At 60.1% G+C, this 24,316-nt stretch carries 15 protein-coding genes; 7 read left to right on the plus strand and 8 right to left on the minus strand.

Annotated elements, in window-relative coordinates; all coding sequences use genetic code 11:
• Nucleotides 1-88 precede the first annotated feature (88 nt).
• Nucleotides 89-910 carry a carbon-nitrogen hydrolase family protein gene (locus GXB78_RS08610; RefSeq protein ID WP_329515101.1) on the minus strand — a complete coding sequence of 274 codons (822 nt, stop codon included), beginning with the start codon at nucleotides 908-910 and terminating at the stop codon, nucleotides 89-91.
• 124 nt (nucleotides 911-1,034) lie between these two features.
• Between GXB78_RS08610 and GXB78_RS08615 the strand changes: the two genes are divergently transcribed.
• Both GXB78_RS08615 and GXB78_RS08620 read left to right on the plus strand, forming a co-directional pair.
• The gene (locus tag GXB78_RS08615; RefSeq protein WP_329515103.1) at nucleotides 1,035-1,835 is read left to right on the plus strand and encodes a helix-turn-helix transcriptional regulator; all 801 of its coding nucleotides are present in this window, start codon (nucleotides 1,035-1,037) and stop codon (nucleotides 1,833-1,835) included.
• Nucleotides 1,836-1,994: 159 nt separating this feature from the next.
• Entirely contained in the window at nucleotides 1,995-3,614 is a 1,620-nt protein-coding gene (locus tag GXB78_RS08620) for an FMN-binding glutamate synthase family protein (protein ID WP_329515104.1), read from the plus strand.
• A 77-nt stretch (nucleotides 3,615-3,691) separates the two neighbouring features.
• On the opposite strand, the gene GXB78_RS08625 is transcribed toward GXB78_RS08620, so the two are convergent.
• Complete coding sequence (locus GXB78_RS08625) at nucleotides 3,692-5,113, minus strand: amino acid permease (protein ID WP_329515105.1); 1,422 nt, start codon at nucleotides 5,111-5,113, stop codon at nucleotides 3,692-3,694.
• 590 nt (nucleotides 5,114-5,703) lie between these two features.
• Between GXB78_RS08625 and GXB78_RS08630 the strand changes: the two genes are divergently transcribed.
• The 3 genes from GXB78_RS08630 to GXB78_RS08640 all read left to right on the plus strand — a co-directional run bounded on the left by GXB78_RS08630 (nucleotide 5,704) and on the right by GXB78_RS08640 (nucleotide 15,454).
• Entirely contained in the window at nucleotides 5,704-6,162 is a 459-nt protein-coding gene (locus tag GXB78_RS08630; RefSeq protein ID WP_123418805.1) for an REP-associated tyrosine transposase, read from the plus strand.
• Nucleotides 6,163-7,010: 848 nt separating this feature from the next.
• On the plus strand, nucleotides 7,011-10,145 hold the full coding sequence (locus tag GXB78_RS08635; RefSeq protein WP_329515107.1) for a transglycosylase domain-containing protein: 3,135 nt from the start codon (nucleotides 7,011-7,013) through the stop codon (nucleotides 10,143-10,145).
• 188 nt (nucleotides 10,146-10,333) lie between these two features.
• Nucleotides 10,334-15,454: a dermonecrotic toxin domain-containing protein gene (locus tag GXB78_RS08640; RefSeq protein WP_329515108.1), complete on the plus strand. Its 5,121-nt coding sequence runs from the start codon at nucleotides 10,334-10,336 to the stop codon at nucleotides 15,452-15,454.
• A 75-nt stretch (nucleotides 15,455-15,529) separates the two neighbouring features.
• Here the strand turns inward: GXB78_RS08640 and GXB78_RS08645 are convergent, their stop codons facing one another.
• The 6 genes from GXB78_RS08645 to GXB78_RS08670 all read right to left on the minus strand — a co-directional run bounded on the left by GXB78_RS08645 (nucleotide 15,530) and on the right by GXB78_RS08670 (nucleotide 22,456).
• Nucleotides 15,530-16,738, minus strand: a complete 1,209-nt coding sequence (locus GXB78_RS08645; RefSeq protein ID WP_408005118.1) for a hypothetical protein — start codon at nucleotides 16,736-16,738, stop codon at nucleotides 15,530-15,532.
• Nucleotides 16,739-16,782: 44 nt separating this feature from the next.
• Nucleotides 16,783-17,286, minus strand: a complete 504-nt coding sequence (locus GXB78_RS08650) for a CS1 type fimbrial major subunit (RefSeq protein ID WP_329515109.1) — start codon at nucleotides 17,284-17,286, stop codon at nucleotides 16,783-16,785.
• A 34-nt stretch (nucleotides 17,287-17,320) separates the two neighbouring features.
• Nucleotides 17,321-18,064, minus strand: coding sequence for a molecular chaperone (locus GXB78_RS08655; protein ID WP_329515110.1), 744 nt, complete (start codon nucleotides 18,062-18,064; stop codon nucleotides 17,321-17,323).
• 44 nt (nucleotides 18,065-18,108) lie between these two features.
• Nucleotides 18,109-19,323 carry a hypothetical protein gene (locus GXB78_RS08660; RefSeq protein ID WP_408005116.1) on the minus strand — a complete coding sequence of 405 codons (1,215 nt, stop codon included), beginning with the start codon at nucleotides 19,321-19,323 and terminating at the stop codon, nucleotides 18,109-18,111.
• Nucleotides 19,324-19,327: 4 nt separating this feature from the next.
• Entirely contained in the window at nucleotides 19,328-21,850 is a 2,523-nt protein-coding gene (locus GXB78_RS08665) for a TcfC E-set like domain-containing protein (protein ID WP_329515112.1), read from the minus strand.
• A gap of 111 nt (nucleotides 21,851-21,961) precedes the next feature.
• Complete coding sequence (locus GXB78_RS08670; RefSeq protein ID WP_329515113.1) at nucleotides 21,962-22,456, minus strand: CS1 type fimbrial major subunit; 495 nt, start codon at nucleotides 22,454-22,456, stop codon at nucleotides 21,962-21,964.
• Nucleotides 22,457-22,955: 499 nt separating this feature from the next.
• Here GXB78_RS08670 and GXB78_RS08675 point away from each other — a divergent pair, with 499 nt between their 5' ends.
• Complete coding sequence (locus tag GXB78_RS08675) at nucleotides 22,956-23,531, plus strand: PadR family transcriptional regulator (protein ID WP_329515114.1); 576 nt, start codon at nucleotides 22,956-22,958, stop codon at nucleotides 23,529-23,531.
• Nucleotides 23,528-24,316, plus strand: a complete 789-nt coding sequence (locus GXB78_RS08680) for a siderophore-interacting protein (RefSeq protein ID WP_329515115.1) — start codon at nucleotides 23,528-23,530, stop codon at nucleotides 24,314-24,316. The genes GXB78_RS08675 and GXB78_RS08680 overlap by 4 nt, the downstream gene beginning before the upstream one ends.

Genomic DNA, 24,316 nt, shown 5'->3' on the forward strand with positions numbered 1-24,316 from the left:
GACTCGGTATTTCAGGGCGACGCATGTGTTCCATTCACCTCGGTCAGTCCCCTCTCCCTCGGGGAGAGGGCTAGGGTGAGGGCAGCGGTTATCGGTGTGGAATCAACAACTCGCGAACACCGCAAGCCTGCTCCACCACCTCTCCCGGCAACTTCAGACGCTGATCATCCAGATAGCGATAATCCTTGCGCGCAATCTCCAGCTGCGCGAAATCCAGCTCGACGCTGAACTGCCCTTCTTCACGACCGGCCTCGAACAGCAGCGCACCCAGCGGATCGACCAGCGCGCTGCCGCCAGCAAACACCAGGCCGTCATCCCCCGCCTCGACACGATTGACCATCAGCGCAAACGCCTGGTTTTCCTGGGCGCGGGCCATGATCGCGGTGCGGTGGGTCGGGCCGTACGGGTCCATGTTGCCGTTGGTGACGATGAGCAATTCCACGCCCAGTTGCGCCAGCGCGCGGGCGGTTTCCGGGAACTCGATGTCGTAGCAGATCAGCAGGCCGACGCGCACGCCGTTCCACACGCAAGTGGCGTAACGGTCGCCGGCTTCGAACACGCCGCGATCCGACGCCCACAGATGGGTCTTGCGGTATTTCAGGACAATGCCTTGAGGGGTGATCAGCAGCGTGGTGTTGTAGAAGCGGCCGTTGTCGTTCTCGGCCATGCCGATCACCACCGCAATGTCACGCTCACGCGCGGCTGCGAGCACGGCGCTGACGGTCGGGCCGTCGAGCGGTTCGGCGATTCGCGCCACGGTCTCGGCATTGGGAAAGCCCATCAGGTGGGTTTCCGGGAACACGAGCATTTGCGTGTCGGACGCGCAGGCTGCAATCGCCGCCAGTGCGCGTTGCAGGTTGTAAGCCGTGTCGTTGTCACGGCCCGCCAGTTGGGCGAGTTGGACTTTCATGGATATCCCTTGTTATGTGGCCCGGCCCGGAAAGATTGCCCGGTGCCTGTCTGTGGGCCAGTATGCGCAGCAAGCAACCGGCCAGGGAATTACGCGGCCGGGGTAACCCGATAGGGGTAGATCGATGACACTTTCGTTGAATGACATCACTTGGCACCGCGCCGTCGGGCAACTGATCGACGCGCTCGACAAGCCCAATTTCTGGGCACAACTGCTGCGTCTGCTCGAGCAGTACGTGGCCTTCGATAGCTGGGTAGTGCTGCTGTTCAGCGCCGATCAGCACCCGCAAGTCTTCGCCGAATGCCCCGGCGAGGATGGCAGCCCGGACACGCTGTTCCAGGATTATCTGCGCGGTCTGTACTTGCTCGATCCGTTCTACATCGCCTGCCGCGAGCAGTCGCGCACCGGCCTGTATCGCCTCTCGGAAGTCGCGCCGGAGCATTTCGAGCTGACCGAGTATTACCAGCGATACTTTCGTCTGAATGTGGTGGCCGACGAAATCCAGTTCAATTGCCAGCTCGAGGGCGAGCGCACGCTGTGCCTGTCGCTGGGCAGTGAAAAACGTTTCACTGGCGAACAGATCGCTTTGCTGTCTTTGATTCAGCCTTGGATGCTGGGTCTGTTGCGCCAGCGCCTGCCGTACGAAATCAACGAAACCGTGGCCCTCGCCGCCGCACCTGCGCAGGCCGACTGGCGGGTGCAACTGGAAGCCTCGGTGCAACAGCTCAAGGGCGCACAATTGACCGCCCGCGAACTGGATGTCGGGCGTTTGATGCTCAGCGGTTGTTCCAGCAAGGAAATCGCCCGTAAGCTGGAAATCTCCGTGGAAACCGTGAAAGTCCATAAGAAACACATGTACAGCAAGCTGGGGATCAAATCCCAGTCCGAGCTGTTTTCGATTTTTCTGCAGGCGCAGAACGCCTGAAACAGTGTGATTAACGCTTTTTGTGGGAGCGAGCCTGCTCGCGAAGAGGCCCTCATGGCCGACATCAATATTGGCTGGTCTGGCCGTCTTCGCGAGCAGGCTCGCTCCCACAGGGATGCATGCAGTTGCACAAATCTGAGTCCGAACCAGGGAAACCGTATGAGCCTGTCTTTGCTGAGCCGCTACGCCTTCTTTGCCGTCTGTGTGATGTTCACCCTCGCCAGCCTGCCCTTTCTCGAACATGACTGGCTGTGGCCGATCACTGCCGTCACTGGGGTGCTGAGCCTGCTCGGCGTGTTCGACCTGATGCAGACGCGCCATGCAGTGCGCCGCAATTATCCGATTCTGGGCAACATCCGTTATCTGGTCGAAGGCATCCGCCCGGAAATTCGCCAGTACCTGCTCGAATCCGACAGCGACGCCCTGCCCTTCTCCCGCGCGCAGCGTTCGCTGGTGTACTCGCGAGCGAAAAACGAAACCGCCGACAAACCGTTCGGCACGTTGATCGACGTTTACCAGTCCGGCTTCGAATTCATCGGCCACTCGATGCGCCCGGCGCCGTTGAGTGACCCGAACGGTTTCCGCGTCACTGTCGGCGGGCCGCAGTGCACGCAGCCGTATTCAGCGTCGATCTTCAATATTTCGGCGATGAGCTTCGGCTCGCTCAGTGCCAACGCCATTCGCGCGCTGAACCAAGGGGCGAAACTCGGCAACTTTGCCCACGACACTGGCGAAGGCAGCATCAGCCCGTATCACCGCGAACACGGTGGTGATCTGACCTGGGAACTGGGCAGCGGCTATTTCGGCTGCCGCACCAGCGACGGCCGTTTCGACCCGGAGCGCTTCGCCGTGCAGGCGCAGAATCCGCAAGTGCGCATGATCGAAATCAAGATGAGCCAGGGCGCCAAACCCGGCCACGGCGGTATCCTGCCCAAGCACAAGGTCACCAGGGAAATCGCTGAAACCCGCGGCATCCTGATGGGCGAGGACTGCGTTTCGCCGTCGCGCCACAGTGCGTTTTCCACGCCGATCGAGATGATGCAGTTCATCCAGCAACTGCGCGAACTGTCCGGTGGCAAACCGGTCGGCTTCAAGTTCTGTCTGGGCCATCCGTGGGAGTTCATGGGCATCGCCAAGGCCATGCTGGAAACCGGCATCCTTCCCGACTTCATCGTCGTCGATGGCAAGGAAGGCGGCACTGGCGCGGCACCTGTCGAGTTCACCGACCACATCGGCGTGCCGATGCGCGAAGGCCTGCTGTTCGTGCACAACACGCTGGTCGGCCTCAACCTGCGTGACAAGATCAAACTCGGCGCCAGTGGCAAGATCGTCAGCGCCTTCGACATCGCCAGCGTACTGGCCATCGGTGCCGACTGGGCCAACTCGGCGCGCGGCTTCATGTTCGCCATCGGCTGCATCCAGTCGCAGTCGTGCCACACCAACAAATGCCCGACCGGTGTTGCTACGCAGGACGCATTGCGCCAGCGCGCCCTGGTGGTACCGGACAAGGCCCAGCGCGTCTACAACTTCCATCGCAGCACGCTCAAAGCGCTGGCGGAAATGCTCGCGGCGGCGGGCCTTGAGCATCCGGCGCAACTGTCGGCCAAGCATCTGGTGCGACGCATGTCGGCGACCGAGATCAAACTGTTTTCGCAGCTGCATGTGTTTCTGAAACCGGGGGAATTGCTTACTGGCGAAGTGAATGGCGAGTTCTATTCGCGGATGTGGCAGATGGCGCGGGCGGACAGTTTTGAGCCGCAGGACGTGGTAGCGGCGTAAGACTGGCGATCAGCTCGCGCGAACCAAAAAAGCCCCGATCTTGCGACCGGGGCTTTGTTTTTTTCAGCGGTTTGAACTTACGAAACCGAACGCACCGCGTCTTGCGAAACCTGATTCGGCTGCAGCTTGAACACGTAGAACAACACGGTCAGCAACACCAGAAACGCAGGCCCGACATACAGCGCCACACGGGTATCGGGAAAGTACGCCATCAGACCGACCACCAGCACCAGAAACGCCAGTGCGAAGTACGAGCTGACCGGATACAGCCACATCTTGTACTTGAGGCCGGCACGTTCGCTGGCGCTCAGGCCTTTGCGGAATTTCAGTTGCGCCAGCAGGATCATCACCCAGGTCCAGATCGCGCCGAAGGTGGCGATCGAGGTGACCCAGACAAAGACTTTTTCCGGCACCAGATAGTTGAGCACTACGCCCAGCAACAACACCGCGATCGATAGCAGCAGCGCCCGGCGTGGCACACCGTTAGTCGAGGTCTTGGCGAAACCGGCCGGGGCCTGGCCGTTCTGCGCCAGGCTGTAGAGCATGCGCCCGGTGCTGAAAATGCCGCCATTGCACGACGACAGCGCCGCAGTAATCACCACGAAGTTGATGATGCCGGCGGCGGTCTTGATGCCCAGACGCTCGAAGGTCATCACGAACGGGCTGCCCTGAGTGCCGATTTCGTTCCACGGATAGATCGACAGAATCACGAACAACGCGCCGACGTAAAACAGCAGAATGCGCCAGAACACCGAGCCGATGGCGTTGGGGATGGTCTTTTGCGGGTTCTTCGCTTCACCGGCGGTGAGGCCGATCATCTCGACGCCGAGGTAGGCGAACATGACCATTTGCAGCGACATCAGCACACCGGTAACACCGTTGGGCATGAAACCGCCGTGCGCCCACAGGTTGGAAATGCCCAGCGCCACGCCGTCATTGCCGAAACCGAAGGCAATGATGCCGACGCCGCCGATCACCATGGCGATGATGGTGACGATCTTGATCAGGGCGAACCAGAATTCGAATTCGCCAAAGGCTTTGACCGCGATCAGGTTGATCGAGCCCATGCTGATCAACGCCGCCAGGGCCCAGATCCAGCGCGGCACATCCGGGAACCAGATGCCCATGTACACCGCCACCGCAGTGATTTCCGCAACGCAGGTCACCAGCCACAGGAACCAGTAGTTCCAGCCGGTGAGAAACCCTGCCAGCGGGCCGAGATAATCTTGCGCATAGCGGCTGAACGAACCGGCTACCGGGTTATGCACGGCCATTTCGCCGAGGGCGCGCATGATCACCAGGATCGCCAGACCGCCAAGAATGTAGGAAAGCATGATCGCCGGGCCGGCCATTTCGATGGCCTTGGCCGAGCCGAGAAACAGGCCGACGCCGATACAGGCACCGAGCGCCATCAGGCGGATATGCCGTTCGCCGAGTTCGCGTTTGAGCGGACCGCCCGAAGCGGTGTCGCCGTACGGCTGAGGATTGCCAACTGGCATAGGGGTACAACCTCGTCTTGTTATTGGATATGACCACCGGGTTTCGAAGCGTCGGCCGATAGGCCTTGGCTGGGCAGGAAACCGCGTCGGCTTCGTGGGCGGACGCGTCTTGCAGGGCAGGCCTGAAAGATCAGCGGGGCGTGCAGTATAAAAAGCTCAGGGCAGGATTTTTCACTCTATAAGTCACAACATTCAGCGACAACTCTCGGCAAAAGCCCGGTTTGCGGAGAGGCTTTACCTACGCCATGTAGGAATTTTCGCCGCCAAAAAAGGCGCCGAGTATTGCACAGTCATGGTGCAGCGTCATGTTGCCCGCATGGGTTGCACCATTCGCGTGGGGAGGGGACTTGTCGAATCGCCGCGCCTTGCCGCTCGGGGGCGTAGCAGTCGTAAACCTGGCTGGCTGCAGCGGTTGGGACTGCTGCGCAGTCCAGCGGGAGCAAGCTCCCTCGCCACAGGGGGATCGGGTTGTTTGGCCTTCCCGGAACTTGCCCGCGCGTTTAGCAGAATCGTCTGACAGACTTCTCAGACTCGATTCAAGCAATCGGCAGCTAGGGTAAATAAGGAATCAATCATGAGGACGCAACGGAATGCGCAAATGCTTATATTCGCATCGACTTCGACGCGGGCGGTGCTCTGAGCCAGGACGCGCTTATCTGATCACGGTTGTCGTCTATCAACGCCGCCCGATCTTCACCGATTGGCGAATCGGTCGTTTGCTGGTAGCGGAACTCAAGCGAACCCAGGATCAACAATGGGTCAAGTCGATCGCATGGGTGGTCATGCCGGATCATTTCCACTGGCTCGTACAACTTGAAAACGCTTCGCTGGAGCGATTGATGCAAACCGTCAAGTCCCGCAGCACGCTGACCATCAATCGCGCGCTGAACCGAACCGGGGCCTTCTGGCAAACCGGGTACCACGACCGCGCGATCCGAGACAATGAAGACCTGCGCCCCTATGCGCGCTACATCATTGCCAACCCGTTGCGCGCCGGCCTGGTAAAGAAAGTCGCCGATTACCCACTATGGGACGCGTGCTGGCTCTGAAACACCCCCTTGTGGCGAGGGAGCTTGCTCCCGCTCGGCTGCGCAGCAGTCGCAAAAACCTGACTACGCGGTGAGTCAGGCGGATTGCGGTTGCATGGGTTGGGGCTGCTGCGCAACCCAGCGGGAGCAAGCTCCCTCGCCACAGAAGGTGTGCATGGCCGCGGATTAGCGCCTACTTCCGCCATCGCTGCGTTGCCTGCTGCCTCTGAAACAACATTGCCCATGCTCCCTGGCCAAAGGAAGGGTGCATGGCCGCCGATTAGCGCCTACTTCCGCCATCGCGGTCCTGCCTGCTGCCTCTGAAACAACACTGCCCATGCTCCCTGGCCAAAGGAAGGGTGCATGGCCGCGGATTAGCGCCCACTTCCGCCATCGCCGCCCTGCCTGCTGCCTCTGAAACAACATTGCCCATGCTCCCTGGCCAAAGGAAGGGTGCATGGCCGCGGATTAGCGCCTACTTCCGCCATCGCTGCGTTGCCTGCTGCCTCTGAAACACTGCTGCCCTTGTGGCGAGGGAGCTTGCTCCCGCTCGGCTGCGCAGCAGTCGCAAAAACCTGACTGCGCGGTGAGTCAGGCAAGTTGCGGTTGCATGGGTTGGGGCTGCTGCGCAACCCAGCGGGAGCAAGCTCCCTCGCCACAGAAGGAGTGCATCGCCCCGGACTATCAGCAACTTCCACTATCACTGCCTTGCCTGCTGCCTCTGAAACAACATTGCCCTTGTGGCGAGGGAGCTTGCGGGGTTTCAACGACCGCTCCTCCCGCAACCCTTTACATTTTTTTCCCCACGGCCAACCACCGTCTAAGCTTCAGACAAGTCCGATCAATCTGCGTGAATGGATCAGTCGACTATGGGCGCTTTGTGGCAAACCGATTCGAGTAAAACCGTGGTTCAGACTGAACGTGTGAATGAAGCGCCTGTCCCTGAAAAACCCCGTCGTCACCGGCACGGGTGGAAGGCTTTCTGGTTGCTGTTTTTGATCATCGCGGTGGTGGTGGGACTCGCTGCGTCAAAGGAAATGCGCACCTCGCGCTTCCAGGCGCGGGAGCTGAGCCAGTACGCCGCTTCGCTGACCTACAAGCTTGAACCCGGCCCCAGTGAAGCGATTCGTTATCCGGGCAACGGGCCGTTCGATCTGCGTCTGGGTTACAGCTCTCTGGACGAATTCCTGCCGCGCCTGCTCAAGCGCAATTATGTGATTACCGAGCAGACGCGCTTCTCCCCTGCCCTGCTCGGTTACACCGACAAAGGCCTGTTCGTGCCGTATTCGGAAAAGATTCAGGCCGGGCTGTCGATCACCGATTGCCGAGGCGCTCCGCTGTATCGCTACAACTATCCGCAGCAACTGTATGCCGACTTCGCGGCGATTCCGCCGGTGGTGGTCAGCAGCCTGCTGTTCATCGAAAACCGCTTTCTCCTCGACCCGAAACAACCACTGGCCAACCCGGCGGTGGACTGGCCGCGCTTCGGCATGGCGGCGTGGTCGCAAGTGGCGAAGTTGCTGCGCCTGCCCGGCCAGTCGGCAGGTGGCAGTACGCTGGCCACTCAACTGGAGAAGTATCGACATTCGCCGGACGGCCTGACCGTGTCCGGCGCAGAGAAGATCCGCCAGATGATTTCCGCCAGCGTACGGGCTTATCAGGATGGCCCCGAGACCCTCGGCGCGCGGCAGAACATCGTGCGTGATTATCTCAACAGCGTGCCGCTCTCGGCGGTGCCCGGCCACGGTGAAGTGCACGGCATGGCCGAAGGCTTGCGGGTCTGGTACGGCAGCGATTTCAACAAGGCCAACGAACAGCTGAACAGCCCGGCGACCGATTCGCAGACCATGGCCGCCAAAGGCCTGGCCCTGCGCGAAATGCTCTCGCTGATGATCGCCCAGCGCCGCCCTTCGCATTACCTGACCAAGGGCCGCGAGGAGCTGGCCAACCTTACCGACAGCCATCTGCGGCTGCTCAAGCAGAACGGCGTGATCGACAGCGCGCTTGCCGACGCCGCGCTGGCGAGCAGCGTGTCGTACCGCGACTGGCAGACCCAGCCGACCATGCAGCCGATCGAAACCAACAAAGGCATCAGCGTCGCCCGCAGTCGTCTGGCGAGCATGCTCAACCGGCCGCTGTACGACCTCGATCGTCTCGACCTGTCGGCCACCAGTACCTTGCAGGGCGATCTGCAAACGCAGGCCACGGCTTATCTGAAAAAACTCGCCGATCCGGCCTACGCAGCAGAGATCGGTCTGCTCGGCGAACGCTTGCTGACGCCGACCAGCACCACGCAAGTACGCTACAGCTTCACCCTCTTCGAACTGACCCCGGACGGCTCGCGGGTGCGCGTGCAGACCGACAGTACCGATCAGCCGTTCGACATCAACGAGGGCAGCAAGCTCGAACTGGGCTCGACAGCGAAAATGCGTGTGCTGACCACTTACCTGCAAATCGTCGCCGAGCTGCACGACAAATACGGCGCGATGGGCGTGCCGGAACTGAAGAAAGTCGAAGTGCCGGATCAGGATCGCCTCAGCCGCTGGGTCATCGACTACCTGATCCAGAACAAGGATCACGACCTGTCGAAGCTGCTCGGCGCCGCGCTGGATCGCAAATACTCGGCGAGCCCCGGCGAGGCGTTTTTTACTGGCGGCGGGCTGCACACCTTTCACAACTTTCGCAAAGAGGACAACGGTCGCCTGCCGACCCTGCGCGATTCGTTGCGCGAGTCGATCAACCTGCCGTTCATTCGCCTGATGCGCGACATCGTCCGTTACACCACCTATTCGGGACCCAACGCCGAACTGCTCAAGGATGATCGCGACCCGCGCCGTCAGGAATACCTGGCCAGTTTTGCCGACCGCGAAGGCACCTCGTTCCTGCTCAAGTTCTGGAAGAAGTACAGAAACAAGGACACCCAGGCGCGTCTCGATACCTTCCTCGACAGCATGCGCCCGACGCCGATCCGCATGGCAGCGGTGCATCGCTACCTGCTGCCGGAGGCCAGCCAGGAAGACTTCAACCGGTTCGTGCGCTCGCACCTCAAGGGCACCAGGCTCAACGAAAAACTCACCGACGAGCGTTTGATCCGCCTCTACGATTCCTATGGCCCCGGCAGTTACGATTTGCCCGACCAGGGCTTCATCGCCAAGGTGCATCCGCTGGACCTGTGGATGATCGGCTACCTGCTGCATCACCCGGAAGCGACCTTCAGCGAGATCGTCAAGGCCAGCCATTTCGAGCGCCAGGAAGTCTATAGCTGGCTATTCAAGAGTCGGCATAAAGGCGCGCGCGACAGCCGTATTCGCACCATGCTCGAGATCGAAGCCTTCCTCGACATCCATCAGCGCTGGCAGAAAGTCGGCTACCCGTTCGATCACCTGGTGCCGTCACTGGCCACCGCCATCGGCAGCTCCGGTGACCGCCCTGCCGCGCTCGCCGAACTGATCGGCACCATCCTCAATGACGGCGTGCGCATGCCGACGCTGCGCATCGACAGCCTGCATTTCGCCGCCGGTACACCTTACGAAACCAAAGTGGTCAACGATCCGCATGTGGGCAAACGGGTGATGCCGGTGGAAGTCGCCCGAGCCATGCGCGAGGCGCTGTCGCAAGTGGTGGATGCCGGTACCGCCAAACGGGTATCGGGAAGTTTCAAATTGCCCGACGGCACGCCACTGGCCATGGGTGGCAAGACCGGGACCGGGGACAACCGCATTGCGGCGATCGGTTCGGGCGGGCGGATCATCAGTTCGAAGTCGATCAACCGCACGGCGACTTTCGTGTTCTACATCGGCGACCACCATTTCGGCACTCTCACTGCGTTCGTCCCGGGGCGCTCGGCAGAGAACTTCAAGTTCACCTCGGCCCTGCCCACGCAAGTGCTCAAAGGCATGGCGCCGATTCTCACGCCGTATCTGCAACCGGGCAGCGATTCGCAATGCCAACCGCCCAAGGCGCCTGTGGTGGCGACGGCTAGCCCGGCGCTGGCGCTCCGCTGACCGAACGCAGGCGTCACGTGGCACTTGAAACGGCGTCTGCGCGAAAGGTGGTATTGGTGCATTTTTCCGATTCGAATTCTTGTCGCATCGGTAATGTGATCGAGTGTTTGTCTTCCGATCTTTGAACTTTTGTTTTGCCCTGCCGCCGGTACGCTGATCACTCCTCAAACAATCAAGGATGATTGGCCATGTCTGACTCCCCTCAGCCTGCCGAAGCCCCCGACAAGGGGCGGCATTACGCGTTCATCGAATCGGCTGTCAGCGCGCCGTTCAAAGCGGCGACGCTCAGCCGCAGCCTGGCCCTCGCCGCCACGCCACTGAAGCGCGAACCGTGGTACAGCGCACCCGGTACGTTTGCCAGCAGACTCGCCGCCGCCAATCTCAAGGCCTGGGACTCGCAGAACAAGGTCGATCACCTGCTGGCCAAAACCGACCTGTACGCCTTCGCCGAGCCGCTGCTCAAGGCAAGGATCAAGCAATGCCATGGCATCGAGCCGGACGTCAGGAAGACCTGGCTGCGCCTGTATATCCCCGCCAGCAGTCCCTGGTATGCAATCGACGTGGTCGACGGTTCGACGACCCGTACGGTCTCCATGCTCGATGCCGCACTGCATAACTTTGCCAGCAACGAGACGGTCGCCGCAGGCTCGGACTACATCACCCAGCCTGATGCGCGCGGGCATTTCGACGTCCTCCCGTTCAAAAACCAAATGCCCATCAGCCAGTTCCAGACACTGTGCCGCGACCTTGATCTGGGCGGGCAATACGCCAGGCATTTGCACGCTTACCTGCTGCCCGGCGAAGCCGTGGCCGAGAGCCTTTTGCAACACAAAGTCAGCACCAGCCTCAAGGATGCCCTCGCCGTCGCGGCGCACATCGCCTTGCTCAAGGCAGAGATCCAGTACGACACCTTCAGGATGGTTCTTGCCCTGAGCGCAGAGGAGAAACCGCGCTTGCGTCTCAACGGTCGTTCGATTCGCTGCAACGACCTGTCCATGCTTGGCACACGCCTGGCGGGCATTCTGTTGCTGATGCATGGGCACCCCGACAGTCGTGGCGTTCGCCGCCTGATCGTCTACGTGCCCCACGATCCGGATCATCCACTCAAGGAGTACGAGTCGCTGGCTGCGTTTCGTGAAGAACTGATTCGCCAGTTGCGCGAGGACCGCCTGAGCGCCTCGACCGGGCAGACCTACCGGCAATTCTTCAGCCAGTTCGTCGACCAGCAGCAACGAGGGCATTTCTTTGCCGAGCTTGAACAGCGCTTGTTCGTCGTCCGCCATCACCCGCACGAACAGAGCACCGACCAGCGCCCGGCATGGCGCAAGGACCCGGTGGAAAAACCCAGGCTGCAATTCACGCGCCTGCCGTTGCAGGGCGATTACTGGCGGCATGTCTATCAACAGAAACTCAACAAGATCATCAACGATGCGCGCGAGATCGCTGTGCCTACTGCCGATGCCGACAGCAACGCACGCTGGGCATGGTGGGACAACTTCAAGCAGATCGTCTCGGACATTTTCAATGTCGCCCTGCTGATTGCCACGCCCTTCGTACCCGGTCTGGGCGAGGTGATGATGGCCTACACGGCCTACCAACTGACCAGCGATGTGATCGAAGGCATCGTCGATCTGGCCGAAGGCGTCTGGGAGGAAGCTGCCGGGCACGTCCTCAGCGTGGTGACCGATGTCATTCAACTGGCGGCGTTCGGCGCCGGCGCGCAGATTGGTGAAACGCTGCGGATAAAACTCTCGCCGCGGGTCGATGCCATGCAAAGGGTCAAACTGCCCGACGGCAAACCGAGCCTGTGGCATCGCGACCTCAGCCCCTACGCACGGGACGAGCTGAGCCTGGCAACGCAATCGAAACCTGACCGTCACGGCCTGCATCAACATGCCAGCGGCAGCGTCCTGCCGCTGGAAGGCAAGCTGTATGTGGTCGAAAAGGCTTCGGCCGATGCCGCCAGCAAAACCCACCGGATCCAGCACCCGAACCGCGCCAATGCCTACCAGCCACGGATCGAACACAACGGTCACGGCGCCTGGGTGCATGAAGCGGAGTCGCCAGGCGACTGGCCCGACAGCCAGCTGATGCCTCGCCTGGGCCACAGCGTCGAGCGTTTTGCGCCTGCACAATTGGAGGACATCCGGCGCAGCAGCGGCACCAGCCACGATGAACTGCGGCGCATGCACAGCGACCACAGCCCGCCACCGCCGCTGCTGGCCGATACGGTCAGGCGCACCAGTGCGTACGAGGATGTCATCGAGGCTGGGCAGAACCTGCGTAACGGCAAGCCGATCGATGCCGACGCGGTGTGGCTGGAGCCGATGCTGACCAGCCTGCCGGGCTGGCCACCGCGACGCGCGCTGGAGGTTTTCGCTCAGCAGGACCTGACCGGCTACTCACGCAAGTACGGCAACCCGCTGGCGTCCGAAGCCGACACATTGCGCATCAGCCAGGCTGATCTCAACGCCGGGCAATTGCCGGAGCGGGTTGCCGGGTTCCTGCGCGACGACGAGCTCGATCATCTGCTGGGCCCGACGGTCACGCCCGAGCAACGCGTCCAGGTCCTGCGCAATCAACTTGCCGACGCGCTCAATCAGCAGCGCAGCACCGTGGCCCGCCACCTGTACCAGGGCGGGCAGCGCAATGGCAACGCAGACATCGCCGTAATCAGAAAATCGTTCCCCGATCTGCCATTACCGTTGGCCGAGACGGTTCTGAGCCAGGCGCGCGGCGCCGAACGGCAACGAATCAGCGACGAACAGCGCTTGCCGCTACGCCTGAAGAACCAGGCCCGCGAGCTGGATTTCGAGGCGTCGGCCAGTCGCGCATACGACGGCTTTCATCGCGACGACCTGATGACCGAACAGACCGAACGGCTGGCGCTCAATACCCTGAAAATCCACACCGACACCTTTGCCGATCTGCGCATCGAGGTGTTCGACGGCAGCCCGCACGGCCAGTTGCGCTGCAGTGTCGGGCCAGCGGACGCGACGACCGTAAGGCAGTTGCTCAGGCGCGGAGAAGGCCGTTATGAAGTGCGCGACACTGAGGGTCAGGTGCTCCATGCCAGTACCGATTTCCATGAAGCCATTCTGCGCGCCGTACCGCTCGAAACGCTGGCGAGTACCGGCTATCGACGCGGTCAGGGTCGCGCCTTGAAACTGTGGATCATGGAACAGTGCGCGCCGCCGGCCGAACGCCGTATTGCCCTGGCAGAACCACCGGTTCGAGCGGTGGTACCACGCGAAACCGAACTGCTGGTGCGCGGACTGCCACGCTTCATGCGCGCATCCACAGCGCAAGAAAGAATCAGGGATCTGTTCCCGTTGATGAGCGACAGGGAGGTCACCGCGTTCATCGAGGCGCTGGCCGGCAAAGGGCAGACGGACGACGCGATTACCCGCCTGGAAACCCAGCGCCGGGAATTGCACGACGAGCTGCGCAAATGGCGTGACAGTTATGCAACCGAACACGATGCCGAGACGGGCCACCCGTACCCGTCACTGGATTACATGCACAACGGCGGGGATTTCATCGAAGAACGATTGATCGATTGCTTTGATCGCAACAGCGAAATCTTTGGCGAGCGCAGTGTGCATCCTGCGCAGGGTTACACGCTGGATCTGTCGGCCGAACTGCGCAGTTACGAGATCGAGCGCTGGTGGGCCGACTTGCGCAGGCGCCCGAAAATGAAGCCGTATTTCGATCGCATCACTGCGCTGAAACTCGATAAGGCCCGTCTTCCTGCAGATCCCGGGGCACTGCTGAGCAACTTCCCCAACCTGCGGCAACTGAGTGCGCGTCAATGCGAGCTGAAGGAAGTGCCTGGCGTGATCGGTCTGATGCACCAGATGGAAAGTCTCGATTTGGCCGATAACACCATCAGACTGACGGCTGACGCCAGTCAGACGCTTGGCGCACTGGAGCGGTTGCGCGTGCTGAACCTCAATGGCAACCATCTGGAGGTGCCCCCGGACGTCGGGCGGATGGACCATCTGACCCACTTGCATCTGGCCAATACCCGTTTGCCGAGCTGGCCCACAGGCTTGTTCGATGTCGGCGCGACAGCCAAAACGCGCCCGCGAAGCTTCATGCTCGACATGCGTGGAACCACGGTGAACACCTTGCCCGAGGTCACCCCCGGCTCCGATCAGGCGTTTATCCTGAGTCGGGCGCGTTTCGAGCAATCCTATTTGAGCAATGAGGACCGTGCGCAGTATGGGCGATACCGTGCGTCCACGGGTTTTAGTGTGGTTCAGAAATACTTGCCGGCGGCCAGTGACGAACTCAGCTACTGGAAGCTGTTGCCCCGGGGTGCAGTCGATATCAGCCCCGGAGATTCACTGAGCAAATATCGCGAAGAATCCTGGCACGATCTGATCGCCGAACCAGATAGCGCAGGCTTTTTCAGCGTGATCCGCAAACAACGCGAGAGCGCCGATTACGCCACCGACCAGGGCCGCAGGCGGCTGACCCAACGGGTCTGGGACATGGTCGAAGCGGCAGCGGTGGATACAAAACTGCGCGAGACGCTGTTCAATCAGGCGGTATCGCCGGACGACTGTGGTGATCTTGGTGCGCAGCTGTTCAATTCTCTGGGCCTCAGAGTGCTGGTGTCCAAGGCGCACACCGAGTCGACATCACCCGCTGCGCTCGAATCCACGCTGGTACGCCTTGCCCGTGGCGCCGCACGGTTGAACCGGGTGACCGATGAGGCCAATTTCGAATACAGAACCCAGCAGAAGCTGCATGAAAGCGCCACCCGCGGCGTGGCGCCGGATGAGGTGGAAGTGCATATGGCATTCGAGACAGGCCTCTCGCAGCGCCTGCAGTTGCCTTGGCAAACCGAAGCCATGCTCGAACGCCCGCGCGCAAACGTGACCGCAGAGAAAATCGACGCCGCTTACGCAACGATCATCGAGAATGAAAAAGGCGACGGTCTGGTCAACGGGATGCTCGATCTGTACTCGGATAATTTCTGGCAGGATCATCTGCGCAAAACCAATGTGCAGCTCTATGAAGTCAACGATCGTACATTCGATCCCAAGGAAGGTTTGCTCGATGAACTGCAAAAGGCCAAAGCCGAATGGGCAAAACCGCACGAGCAAAGCAATCGACCAGAGCTTGCGCAACGGATACAGACCCTGGCCGCGCAACTGGACATCGCTGATGAACCCGGCCTGCTCGACCCGACGCCGCTGACCCGACAACGCTACGAAGAGTTATTGATCGACATCGGTTACAAACGCCAGGAACTGTCACGGCGCTTGACCCGAGAAGCGTTGGCCAGAGCGGGGCTTTGAAGCGCAGGGCGTGCCGGTCGAGCCGCTGTGCGGAACGACCGGCACGTCCGGTGAATCATCGGGGCGAAAAAGGCCTCATACATCGGAATCCCAAATGATCGTGATGTTGCCAGTGAGCCTGTCGTTTTTGCCGGGCCGCAGCAGCGTGTCTATCGCTGCTCGGGGTATTTCGAAACGCAATGAACCCGCTTTGCGATCCACATACTGTTGCGGTTGAAACGGACCGAACCAGAAATAATGCCGCAATGCCAAGGCCTTGACATCACCACCGGCCGGCCCCGTGATACCCGGCGGTAATGTCAGCAAGACCTCGACCTCGGTGCTGTCGCCCGAAGGGCTGCGTAACGTGCAACCTTTGCCACCGACGGGCGCATCGCACATCATCATGACCCGGAAGCGTGACGACGAAGAAAGATAGAACGCCTGGTCGCGGTAAATCCTCGCCGGTTTGCGCCCGCTGTCGATCCACGGTTTCCAGCCGCCTTCCGGTTCCAGCGACACTTTATTGCCGCCTGGTGGCAGGTCAACCTTCAGGGTGTGCTGCACATCCAGCACGAAATCCAGGGTGAGGCTGGAGTCATCCGGTTGCATCAGCGGCCCCAGATCGAAATCTCCTCCACTGCCCAGGCTGTACGCCAACGATCCGGTGTAAAGGCCTGATGCCATACCCAACGGATCAGGGGTTCGCAATTCGTAAGCAAAATCGATGGTGTCAAAATATATGGACGGAATTGGATAGGCGTTTCTCTTGATACAGGACGCTTCCAGGGGCGTCTTCCAAAAGAAACGATACGTGGTCGCCGAAAAGACCCCGACACCGCTGTATCGACACGGCGCAGGAGCATAGACCCAGCTATTGCTGGTCCAGAGTTTCTGATGTCCTTCGAGATCGCTACTGACACCCACCAGTTCCCTGGCGGGCTCGCTCAGAACGAATTTCGAACCGATGCCGGTAATGCGCACTTCAACGACTTCAGTCTGTTGGGTTTCACGGTTGGTCACCATCAGTTGCCGCCAATTGGCGGGAACCTTGATCGGTACCACTTCACCTTGATAAAGCGCGCGCGTGGAGCTGAAGCGTATGGGCAACTGAATACTGAACACCTGGTTCTGAGCGCATTCGCCCGGAAAGCTTGCGCAATAACCACTATTGGGGGTCTTGTTGATGAACACATTTTTGCTCGGCTGTGCTGGATCGGGCTGGAATAACGCACGGATCTCCTGATTGGCAGCCTGCACCGGTACTGTGCTCAACACCCATGTCGTCAACACCCAAATCAGCATCGCCCTGGCTGAAAAATACTTGAAACGCCCTTCATGCATCACATTCAACCCGCCTCCGGCGCGCTCGCGCTGAACAACAGCACCACGTTGCCGCTGTACTGCCCCGAACGAAAGCCGCTGGACGGTTTGATTGGCTCGATTTTCAGCAGCGCCCGCTTGCCCGCAGCGGCCTCTTCCTGCGAGACCACCTGACGCGGAGTGATGTGCGAGCTCAATTCCACGCCATTGAACGTGACGCGCAAGTCGATCACTTCGCCTGATTCACCGGTATCCAGAAAAGGCTCAAAGGCGAGACGCGCATCAATGGCGCTGCTGTCATGGCGCACATCAAAATATTTTTCCAGGTTGCCCAGGCTTTCCGTGACGGGATTCCATGCCAGCACCTGCGGCCGGTGAATCCAGTCCGGGTCGGCCGGAATGATGTAGAACGGTCGACTGGGAATGGTCAGCGACACTTCGAAGGTGTGCTCTTCCCGTGCGGCCCAGGCCAGCGTAGCGGTCAGCGCGGTGGCGACCATCAGTGCGCTGACGATGCATTGCTTGATCATGTTGATTACCCCGATACGTCGATGAAAGAACCGCCTAGCGACTGGCGATGCTTACGGTTTTCCTGTCGGCGCCTTCAATCAGGTGGAAGCGGTACTGGCGGCCCTTCTCTTTGTCGAACGCAAACGTCTTGCCCGCCAGCACGTGGTGTTTGGTGGTGGTGCCGCAGTCGTTCTCCTTGGCCAGCGAACAGTTCTTGAACTCATCGACGACGACTACCGTATTGCCGTCATTGCGCAGCTCGTAGCGGCTGTCCGTCTCGTTGACCACCGTGGCGTATCGCGCGTCCTTGGGGCGCACGAAGAAGATCGTGCCGAAACCGGTCATGACATTGACCCCGGCCGAAAGAGACTTCTTGTAGTCGTCGCGCTCCTCTTCGCTGACCACGAACTGGTCTTCCGATTCCGGCACCACCGGCACGAACCTGACGCGGAAGTAACGCTCGCGATCACGCTCGCCCATGTACAACAGACGAGTGCCCTGCATGCCTTGCGCCGGCACGATCAGGCGCGCCGGGCTGGCCATCAGGCCATTGCGCGAAGCACCGTCGGCGGAGTTTTCGACCGCCACTTCCTGCGGAACGCCCTCTGCGTCGTAGACGATTTCCAGAACATTGATCTTGACGAAGGCGGTGGCGTCACCGCTATTGAATACCCGCTTGAGATAGGTACTTTTATCGGCATCCAGATAGTCGTAGACCGTGCCGACATTGATCTGCGGCCCGGCTTGCGCCGTCAGGCATAACACGCTGAGCAGGCCCAGCAGAAAACCACGGTTCATCGTGTTCAACTCCAGCAATATTGCGAAAGATCGGATCGGCGCACTCATGCTTCCGAATCCCAGATGATGGTGACGTTGCCGCGCAGGCGGTCGTTCAGGCCGGGCCTGAGCAGAAAGTCGATGTGCTGCGTCGTCATATCGAAATGCAGATAGCCGGGCTTTCGCTCCACATACATTTCAGGCTGAAAGGCCGATGTCCAGCGATTGACCATTAACGGGTGGCGGTTTACCGGACCGCCGGGGCCACTGATGCCTGCCGGCAAGCTCATCCAGACCTCAACCCGGCCACTTCCGCCATTCGGGCTACCCAGGTTGCATACGTTTCCTCCCTGGGAACTGCACAACAACATGACCTTGAAACGCGACGAAGCGGTTATGAAAAACGGTTGATCGCGAAAGATCCGCGTGGGCTTGCGGCCGCTGTTGATCCACGGTTCCCAGCCCCCCAAGGGCTCAAGCGCAACCCGAGTACCGCCGGGTGGCAGATCGACTTTCAGGGTGTGCTGTACGTCGAGGACGAAATCCAGGGTCAGCGTAGGATCATCCGGCTGCAGCAGGCTCCCGCCCATGATCAAATCGCCACCGGCGCCCAGGGTGTAGGTCGTGGAACCGGTATATATACCGGCTGACATCCCCAACGGGTTGGGCGTCTTCAGCTCGTAGGCAAAATCGAGCTTGTCGAAAGATATTGCCGGGACGCGGTACGAAAGGGTTTTGACACACGCCGACTGCACCGGGGTTTTCCAGAAAAACCGATAGCTGTGCGTACCGTAGGCTGCTACGCCGCTGTATCGGCAGGGTTCTGGCACATATACCCAACCGCTGGTGATCCATAATCTGTCGTGTCCCTCCCCCGGCTTTGACGCGCCGGTGAGGCTGGTCGCCGAATCGCTCAATATGTAAGTGGAGCCAATCCCGATGATGCGCACTTCGACGGTTTCGGTTTCCTGCGTTTCCACATTGGTCACCGTCAGTTGCCGCCAGTCGGCCGGAGCTTTCAACAGCATCCAGTCGCCGACAATCAGCGGGCGAGTGGAGTTGAACCGTACCGGCAACTCGATACTGAACATATTGTTGTCGGCACATTGACCAGGGTAAGCCGCGCAGTAGCCGCTGTTGGGCGTCTTGTTGATGAACAGGTTCTTGCCTGGCTGCGTAGGGTCAGGCTGGAACAATGCACGGATTTCCTGATTGATTGCCTGCACAGGGGAACAGAGCAAGGTGAGCGCCAAAGCACAGGCGCCTTGAATGAATTTCATGAGATCAGCCTGCCTTTTGTTCAGTTGAATGGACGTCAGCGAGCGTGTCCGGCGTGCAGCGCAGATCACCGATCATCAACACATTGTTTTCACTGCGGTGGTTGGCCTCGTTGAGGCGGAACTGGCAAAGCAGCCGATTGCCCTGACGCACTTCGAGGGTCGGTGAACCGGCATTCATTTCCATCGAGAAAAAGCCGTCGACCTCAGTCACGCCACGACTGGCGTGGTTGATCACGTGGTGGCCCTTGAGCGGCAGGCCCTGTGCATCGACCAGACGGCCGAGCACGGTCAGGGTCTTCATCACACGGACCTTGCGATATTCGATACCGCCCTTGTTCAGGTGATAGCGGGTTCGCGCCGGTTCGATGGTCGCTGCGGGCACGTTGTTGCCCTCGAAATCGAAGCTCACGGAGCTGTTCTGATAGGCGGTGATCGGGATGAAATTGCGCCCCGGCTTCAAGGCCGCGCCGCCACCGCTATAGTCATCGGCTCGCAGGACGATGTCGTCGATGTCCGATTCGACATCGACGATCATGCCGGCGCCGCGCACTTCGCTGTGGCTGGTCAGGAGCATCTGCTCGCCACCGACGACCAGGGTGCTGTCGAGATTGAGGCCACCGGTGAAATTGCCGTTGTAGGACGAACGTTGAATGAAGCCGTCGCCGTTGACCGCATCGGTGCGGAAATTGGCCAGGCTGGACATGCCCAGGCCATAGGTGTCGGTGAGTGCGGTCACCGAAACGCTTTGCAGGACATGATCCTTGAGATCCTTGCGCCAGCCGAGCGAGGCATTGTTGTCGCGTTTGCCGTCTCGGGCGGTGCGTGAACCGATACTGCCGGTGAGCTGCTGGCCAGGCGCGCCAAGCGCCAGATTGATGCTCAGGTCGATTCCGCGATTGCGCGCATCGCCGCTGCTGTAAGCGCCCGGCCGGTCAAAGACCGACAAGCGCCAACTGGCATCGCTGCCCAGCAACACGGTACGCTGGGTCCAGCCCAGATCCAGGCCCATGCCTTCGACGTTGCCTTCGCTGTGCGATACACGGGCGTTGACCGAACTCTTGCTGCTGATGCGATGGTTGAGCGCCAGCGATGAATTGCTGGTCTGCCCGATGAAGACGTTGCGCGGGCGAATCCGCGTGCCATCGGGCAAGGTGTCGTAAGTATCGGTGGTGTCGAGCCAGCTGCGACTGTGGCTGACCACCAGACTGCCGGAGCCGTAGATGTACATGCTTTGCAGGTCGAACCCGGTGCCGAAATCTTCGGTTTTGTACACGTTGGCGTAGACACTGAGCTGCTGGGCCAGCGTCCAGTCGATGGACGTGCCGTATTGAAGTTTTTCCCGTATCTGCCGCGCCGAGGCGCCAAGGATCACTCGCGGATGCAGCAGATAGTTGACCGACGCACCGGCGGTCGGGCTGCCACTGCTTTGCTTGTCCCAGTTACTCAACAGTTTGCTTTCTTCGCCGGCAAACACGTTGTAGCGCCAGCGCTCATCGAGGTTGCGCCAGTTACTGGGCTTGTACACCAGCTCCTGAGTGGTGGAGGTGATCTGGCCATCCTCGATCAGGCGAACCTCCACCTCGTAAATACCGCCCGGCAGGGGCCGCGTATCGAGCGATTGCAGACCGGCCGGCACCGACTGCGTATTGATCAGCAAGCCGTTGCGCCAGATTTCCACCGAACCCTGACGATTGGCGGTCACGTAGATCGGGTAGACACTGGGCATGGGCGTGTTGATCGCCAGGCTGTCGGAGCTGCCGTACATGACGCCGACAGCAGTGTCGGGGCTGGTGCCGAACGTGCGCGGCTGACGCATCAGCCCTTCGGAATTGGGAGTGAAATAGCCCAGGCGAAAGAAACTGCCTTGCAGTTCGCGCTGGGTATGCAGCTCATGCACGGCGTGATACAGCTTGGTGTCAGGACCACCGAGCCGGGCCACTTGCAGATTGAGGGTCTGGCTCCAGTTACCCAGGCTGGAACTGGCCTCCAGGCCGAAGCGCCCACCCAGATCCTGATCCTGCCCGCCATTGAGATTCAATTGATTGCGAACCATCAGGCCGCGGCTGCCACCGTCGGGTTGCTCGTAATAGCGCTTGGCCTGAACATCGCGTTCGGCATTTTCAGTGAGGATCGAGACCAGCGAGCTTTGCAGGTTGTAATGCACTGCCAGAAACTGGTCCGGACAAGAACCGCTGCATGAGCCCAGAGGCACGCCGGGTTTGAGGTAGCTCGCCCACTTTTCCCGCTCGGCCGGCCCAAAGCGGTTTTCGCTGGTATCGGTGAATTCGAGAAGCGTGATGCGGTCATCGCGCGACAGCACCACCATGGCTTCGCCCAGGGGCTGTTGATCGACCTCGACCCGCACCGCCAGCGGTACATCAAAGAAATGCTCCTCGAAATCCGCCGGCAAGCCTTTGGCCTGCGCCAGCAAACTGCGTGGCGTGGTACCGGTGGCGTTGGAAGCCATGACTGCGCTGGCACAAAACAACAGCGCAAGCGCAGCCGCGATGGGTGTCATCGGGAACATGAACTCGTACTCTGATTTTCAGACAATGAAAGTCCGTCGGGGCAAACACGGGTGTCTGCCCCGCCGGTCAAACCCACCGTGAAGGCGAGCGTCTAGCAGGCGATCATGCGATCAGCGTGAACCGACCGGAGGTACTGCATCGAAAACCATTGCCACGGTACCGGTGTAATCGCCCGGCGCGTATATGGCGCTGGCACGCGGAGCGATTTTCAGCATTGCGCGGTAAGAACTGTCGGATTCGTCTTCGCCTACAACCATTTGCGGTACCTGGTTCAGAAGCTTGCCGTTGAATTCAACGTCCAGGGGGATCTGATCGGTACCCGATTGCAGGTAAGGAAGACCATTGAGGCTGGCGTGAACAGAGCCGTTAGAGTTACGTACGTCGAAGTAGCCTTTGACCTCGCGCATTTTGCCGGTGGCGGGGTTGTAGCTCATGTCCTGATCCTTGTTGACCAGATCAGGATCGACCGGTACGACGTAGAAGCTAGTAGTTGGCACTGTGGCGACAAGACTGATGGTATGCGACGCTTCGCCCGCAGCGAAGGCAGCAGTGGAAGACATTGCCAGAAGAGCCAGGGGAGCAGCGATTGCGATTTTCTTGAACATCGTTCAGTACCTGTTTGCTTTATATAAGGGGTGTCATTGAAAGTTCACAATTACCTTGCTCAGCGACCTCTGGAGCCAATTGAACTTCCAATGGCGAGCATCATCGACTGTTGCCTCTGGAATGTAAGCAGGCAACTTCCGACAAACTCGTAGTTAAACAACCCCGCACCCCGCCAGAAAAAAGATCGAAAAACAGATACTTGCAACATCCACTGTAAGCCATACCCTACATACAATTAAAAGCAAAAAACCATACAGCAACTTCGCCGCTTTACCCCGGCAACTTCCGACAAATTAGAATATATACTCAAGCACAACTAGAGCGATAACTTTAACTTTAAGGTCACCGCTTCGATTTCTTCATCAAAAAAATGTTTTTAGGCTGTTTTTCGCATTGACCGCTCGTCCGTCCAGGTCAGGACGAGGCAAAAAACGGCTTGCGAAGGCATTAAGATATATCTTAAGTTGTATCTAAATACGACGAGAGAGAAAGCGAAAAATGAGAGACCATCATTCCCCCCACCGCGAACACGGTGATGGCCGCGACGGCTTCGAGAAGCGCCCCGGTCGCGAACGCGGTGGCCGTGGCCCGCGGGTCTTTGCTCCCGGCGACCTGAAACTGCTGTTGCTGGCATTGATTGCCGAGCAGCCGTGCCACGGCTACGACCTGATCCGCCAGATCGAAAGCATGTTCGATGGCGCCTACAGCCCGAGCCCCGGGGTGATCTACCCGACGCTGACCTTTCTGGAAGAGAGCGATCTGATCGCCGGTGACGCCGAGGCTGGCAAAAAACGTTACAGCGTGACCGACGCCGGTCGTCTGTCTTTAAGTGAACAGGCGGTGGCGCTCGATGGCGTGCGCATGCGCATCGACGTCAGCAAACGCTCGCTGCGCGGCCACGACCGACCGCCGGAAATCCACGAAGCGGTGCACAACCTGCGGCATGCCCTGCAACTGCACCACGGCCGCTGGAGCGCCGAAGAAATCCTGCGCGTGCGCGACCTGCTCAACGACACCGCCAAAGCCATCGTCGACGGCCCTGCCGTTCAACCTGCCTCGGAGAAAGCCGAATGACTGCAGTCGATACTCAAACCATTCACCGCGTGATGCACGAAATCAAACGGCGCAAGCTTGAAGTGCTGCGCGTCACCGACCTGACCCCGCGCATGCGCCGCATCACTCTCGGCGGACCGGAACTGGCCGGGTTCATCAGCCTGGGCACGGACGATCACGTCAAACTGCTGTTCCCGCAGACCGCTGAACAGGCCGCCGCGCTGGAGACAATGCAGCTTGGCGCCGGCAAGGACAGCGGCCCGATGCCGGAGATGCGCGACTACACGCCGCGCCGTTACGACCTGGAAAAAATGGAGCTGGACATCGATTTTGTCCTGCATGGCGACGGCCCTGCCTCGACCTGGGCCGAGCAGGCACAACCCGGGCAATTCCTGCACATCGGCGGGCCGCGCGGTTCGATGATCGTGCCGGACATCTTCGACAGCTATCTGCTGATCGGCGACGAAACCGCCCTCCCCGCCATCGCCCGCCGCCTCGAAAATCTCGCGGCGAATCGCAAGGCGCTGGTAGTAATCGAGGTGGAAAACGGCGCCGAGCAGCAAGTGCTGGAAAGCGCGGCAGAGGTGCATGTGATCTGGGTATTGCGCGAAGGCGGCAAGGACAACCTGCTGACCACCGTCAAGCAACTGCAAGTGCCCAAGGGCAATCTGTATGCCTGGGTCGCGACCGAGACCAAGGTCTCACGGCAGATTCGCCGGGTGCTGATCGATGAGCATGGGCTGGATGAACAGTTCATCAAGGCTGTCGGCTACTGGCGCGCCGAAAGCACTTCCGAAGAGGAATGA

Origin of the sequence: Pseudomonas moraviensis subsp. stanleyae (genome assembly GCF_036283065.1) — a bacterium.
GTDB classification, from domain to species: domain Bacteria; phylum Pseudomonadota; class Gammaproteobacteria; order Pseudomonadales; family Pseudomonadaceae; genus Aquipseudomonas; species Aquipseudomonas stanleyae.

Coding starts and splice junctions, on each gene's coding strand:
- GXB78_RS08610 (WP_329515101.1), bottom strand. CDS start 910: ATGAAAGTCCAACTCGCCCAACTGGCGGGCCGTGACAACGACACGGCT.
- GXB78_RS08655 (WP_329515110.1), bottom strand. CDS start 18,064: ATGAACCGTGGTTTTCTGCTGGGCCTGCTCAGCGTGTTATGCCTGACG.
- GXB78_RS08620 (WP_329515104.1), top strand. CDS start 1,995: ATGAGCCTGTCTTTGCTGAGCCGCTACGCCTTCTTTGCCGTCTGTGTG.
- GXB78_RS08615 (WP_329515103.1), top strand. CDS start 1,035: ATGACACTTTCGTTGAATGACATCACTTGGCACCGCGCCGTCGGGCAA.
- GXB78_RS08625 (WP_329515105.1), bottom strand. CDS start 5,113: ATGCCAGTTGGCAATCCTCAGCCGTACGGCGACACCGCTTCGGGCGGT.
- GXB78_RS08645 (WP_408005118.1), bottom strand. CDS start 16,738: ATGCTGATTTGGGTGTTGACGACATGGGTGTTGAGCACAGTACCGGTG.
- GXB78_RS08665 (WP_329515112.1), bottom strand. CDS start 21,850: ATGTTCCCGATGACACCCATCGCGGCTGCGCTTGCGCTGTTGTTTTGT.
- GXB78_RS08650 (WP_329515109.1), bottom strand. CDS start 17,286: ATGATCAAGCAATGCATCGTCAGCGCACTGATGGTCGCCACCGCGCTG.
- GXB78_RS08635 (WP_329515107.1), top strand. CDS start 7,011: ATGGGCGCTTTGTGGCAAACCGATTCGAGTAAAACCGTGGTTCAGACT.
- GXB78_RS08680 (WP_329515115.1), top strand. CDS start 23,528: ATGACTGCAGTCGATACTCAAACCATTCACCGCGTGATGCACGAAATC.
- GXB78_RS08640 (WP_329515108.1), top strand. CDS start 10,334: ATGTCTGACTCCCCTCAGCCTGCCGAAGCCCCCGACAAGGGGCGGCAT.
- GXB78_RS08670 (WP_329515113.1), bottom strand. CDS start 22,456: ATGTTCAAGAAAATCGCAATCGCTGCTCCCCTGGCTCTTCTGGCAATG.
- GXB78_RS08660 (WP_408005116.1), bottom strand. CDS start 19,323: ATGAAATTCATTCAAGGCGCCTGTGCTTTGGCGCTCACCTTGCTCTGT.
- GXB78_RS08675 (WP_329515114.1), top strand. CDS start 22,956: ATGAGAGACCATCATTCCCCCCACCGCGAACACGGTGATGGCCGCGAC.
- GXB78_RS08630 (WP_123418805.1), top strand. CDS start 5,704: ATGCGCAAATGCTTATATTCGCATCGACTTCGACGCGGGCGGTGCTCT.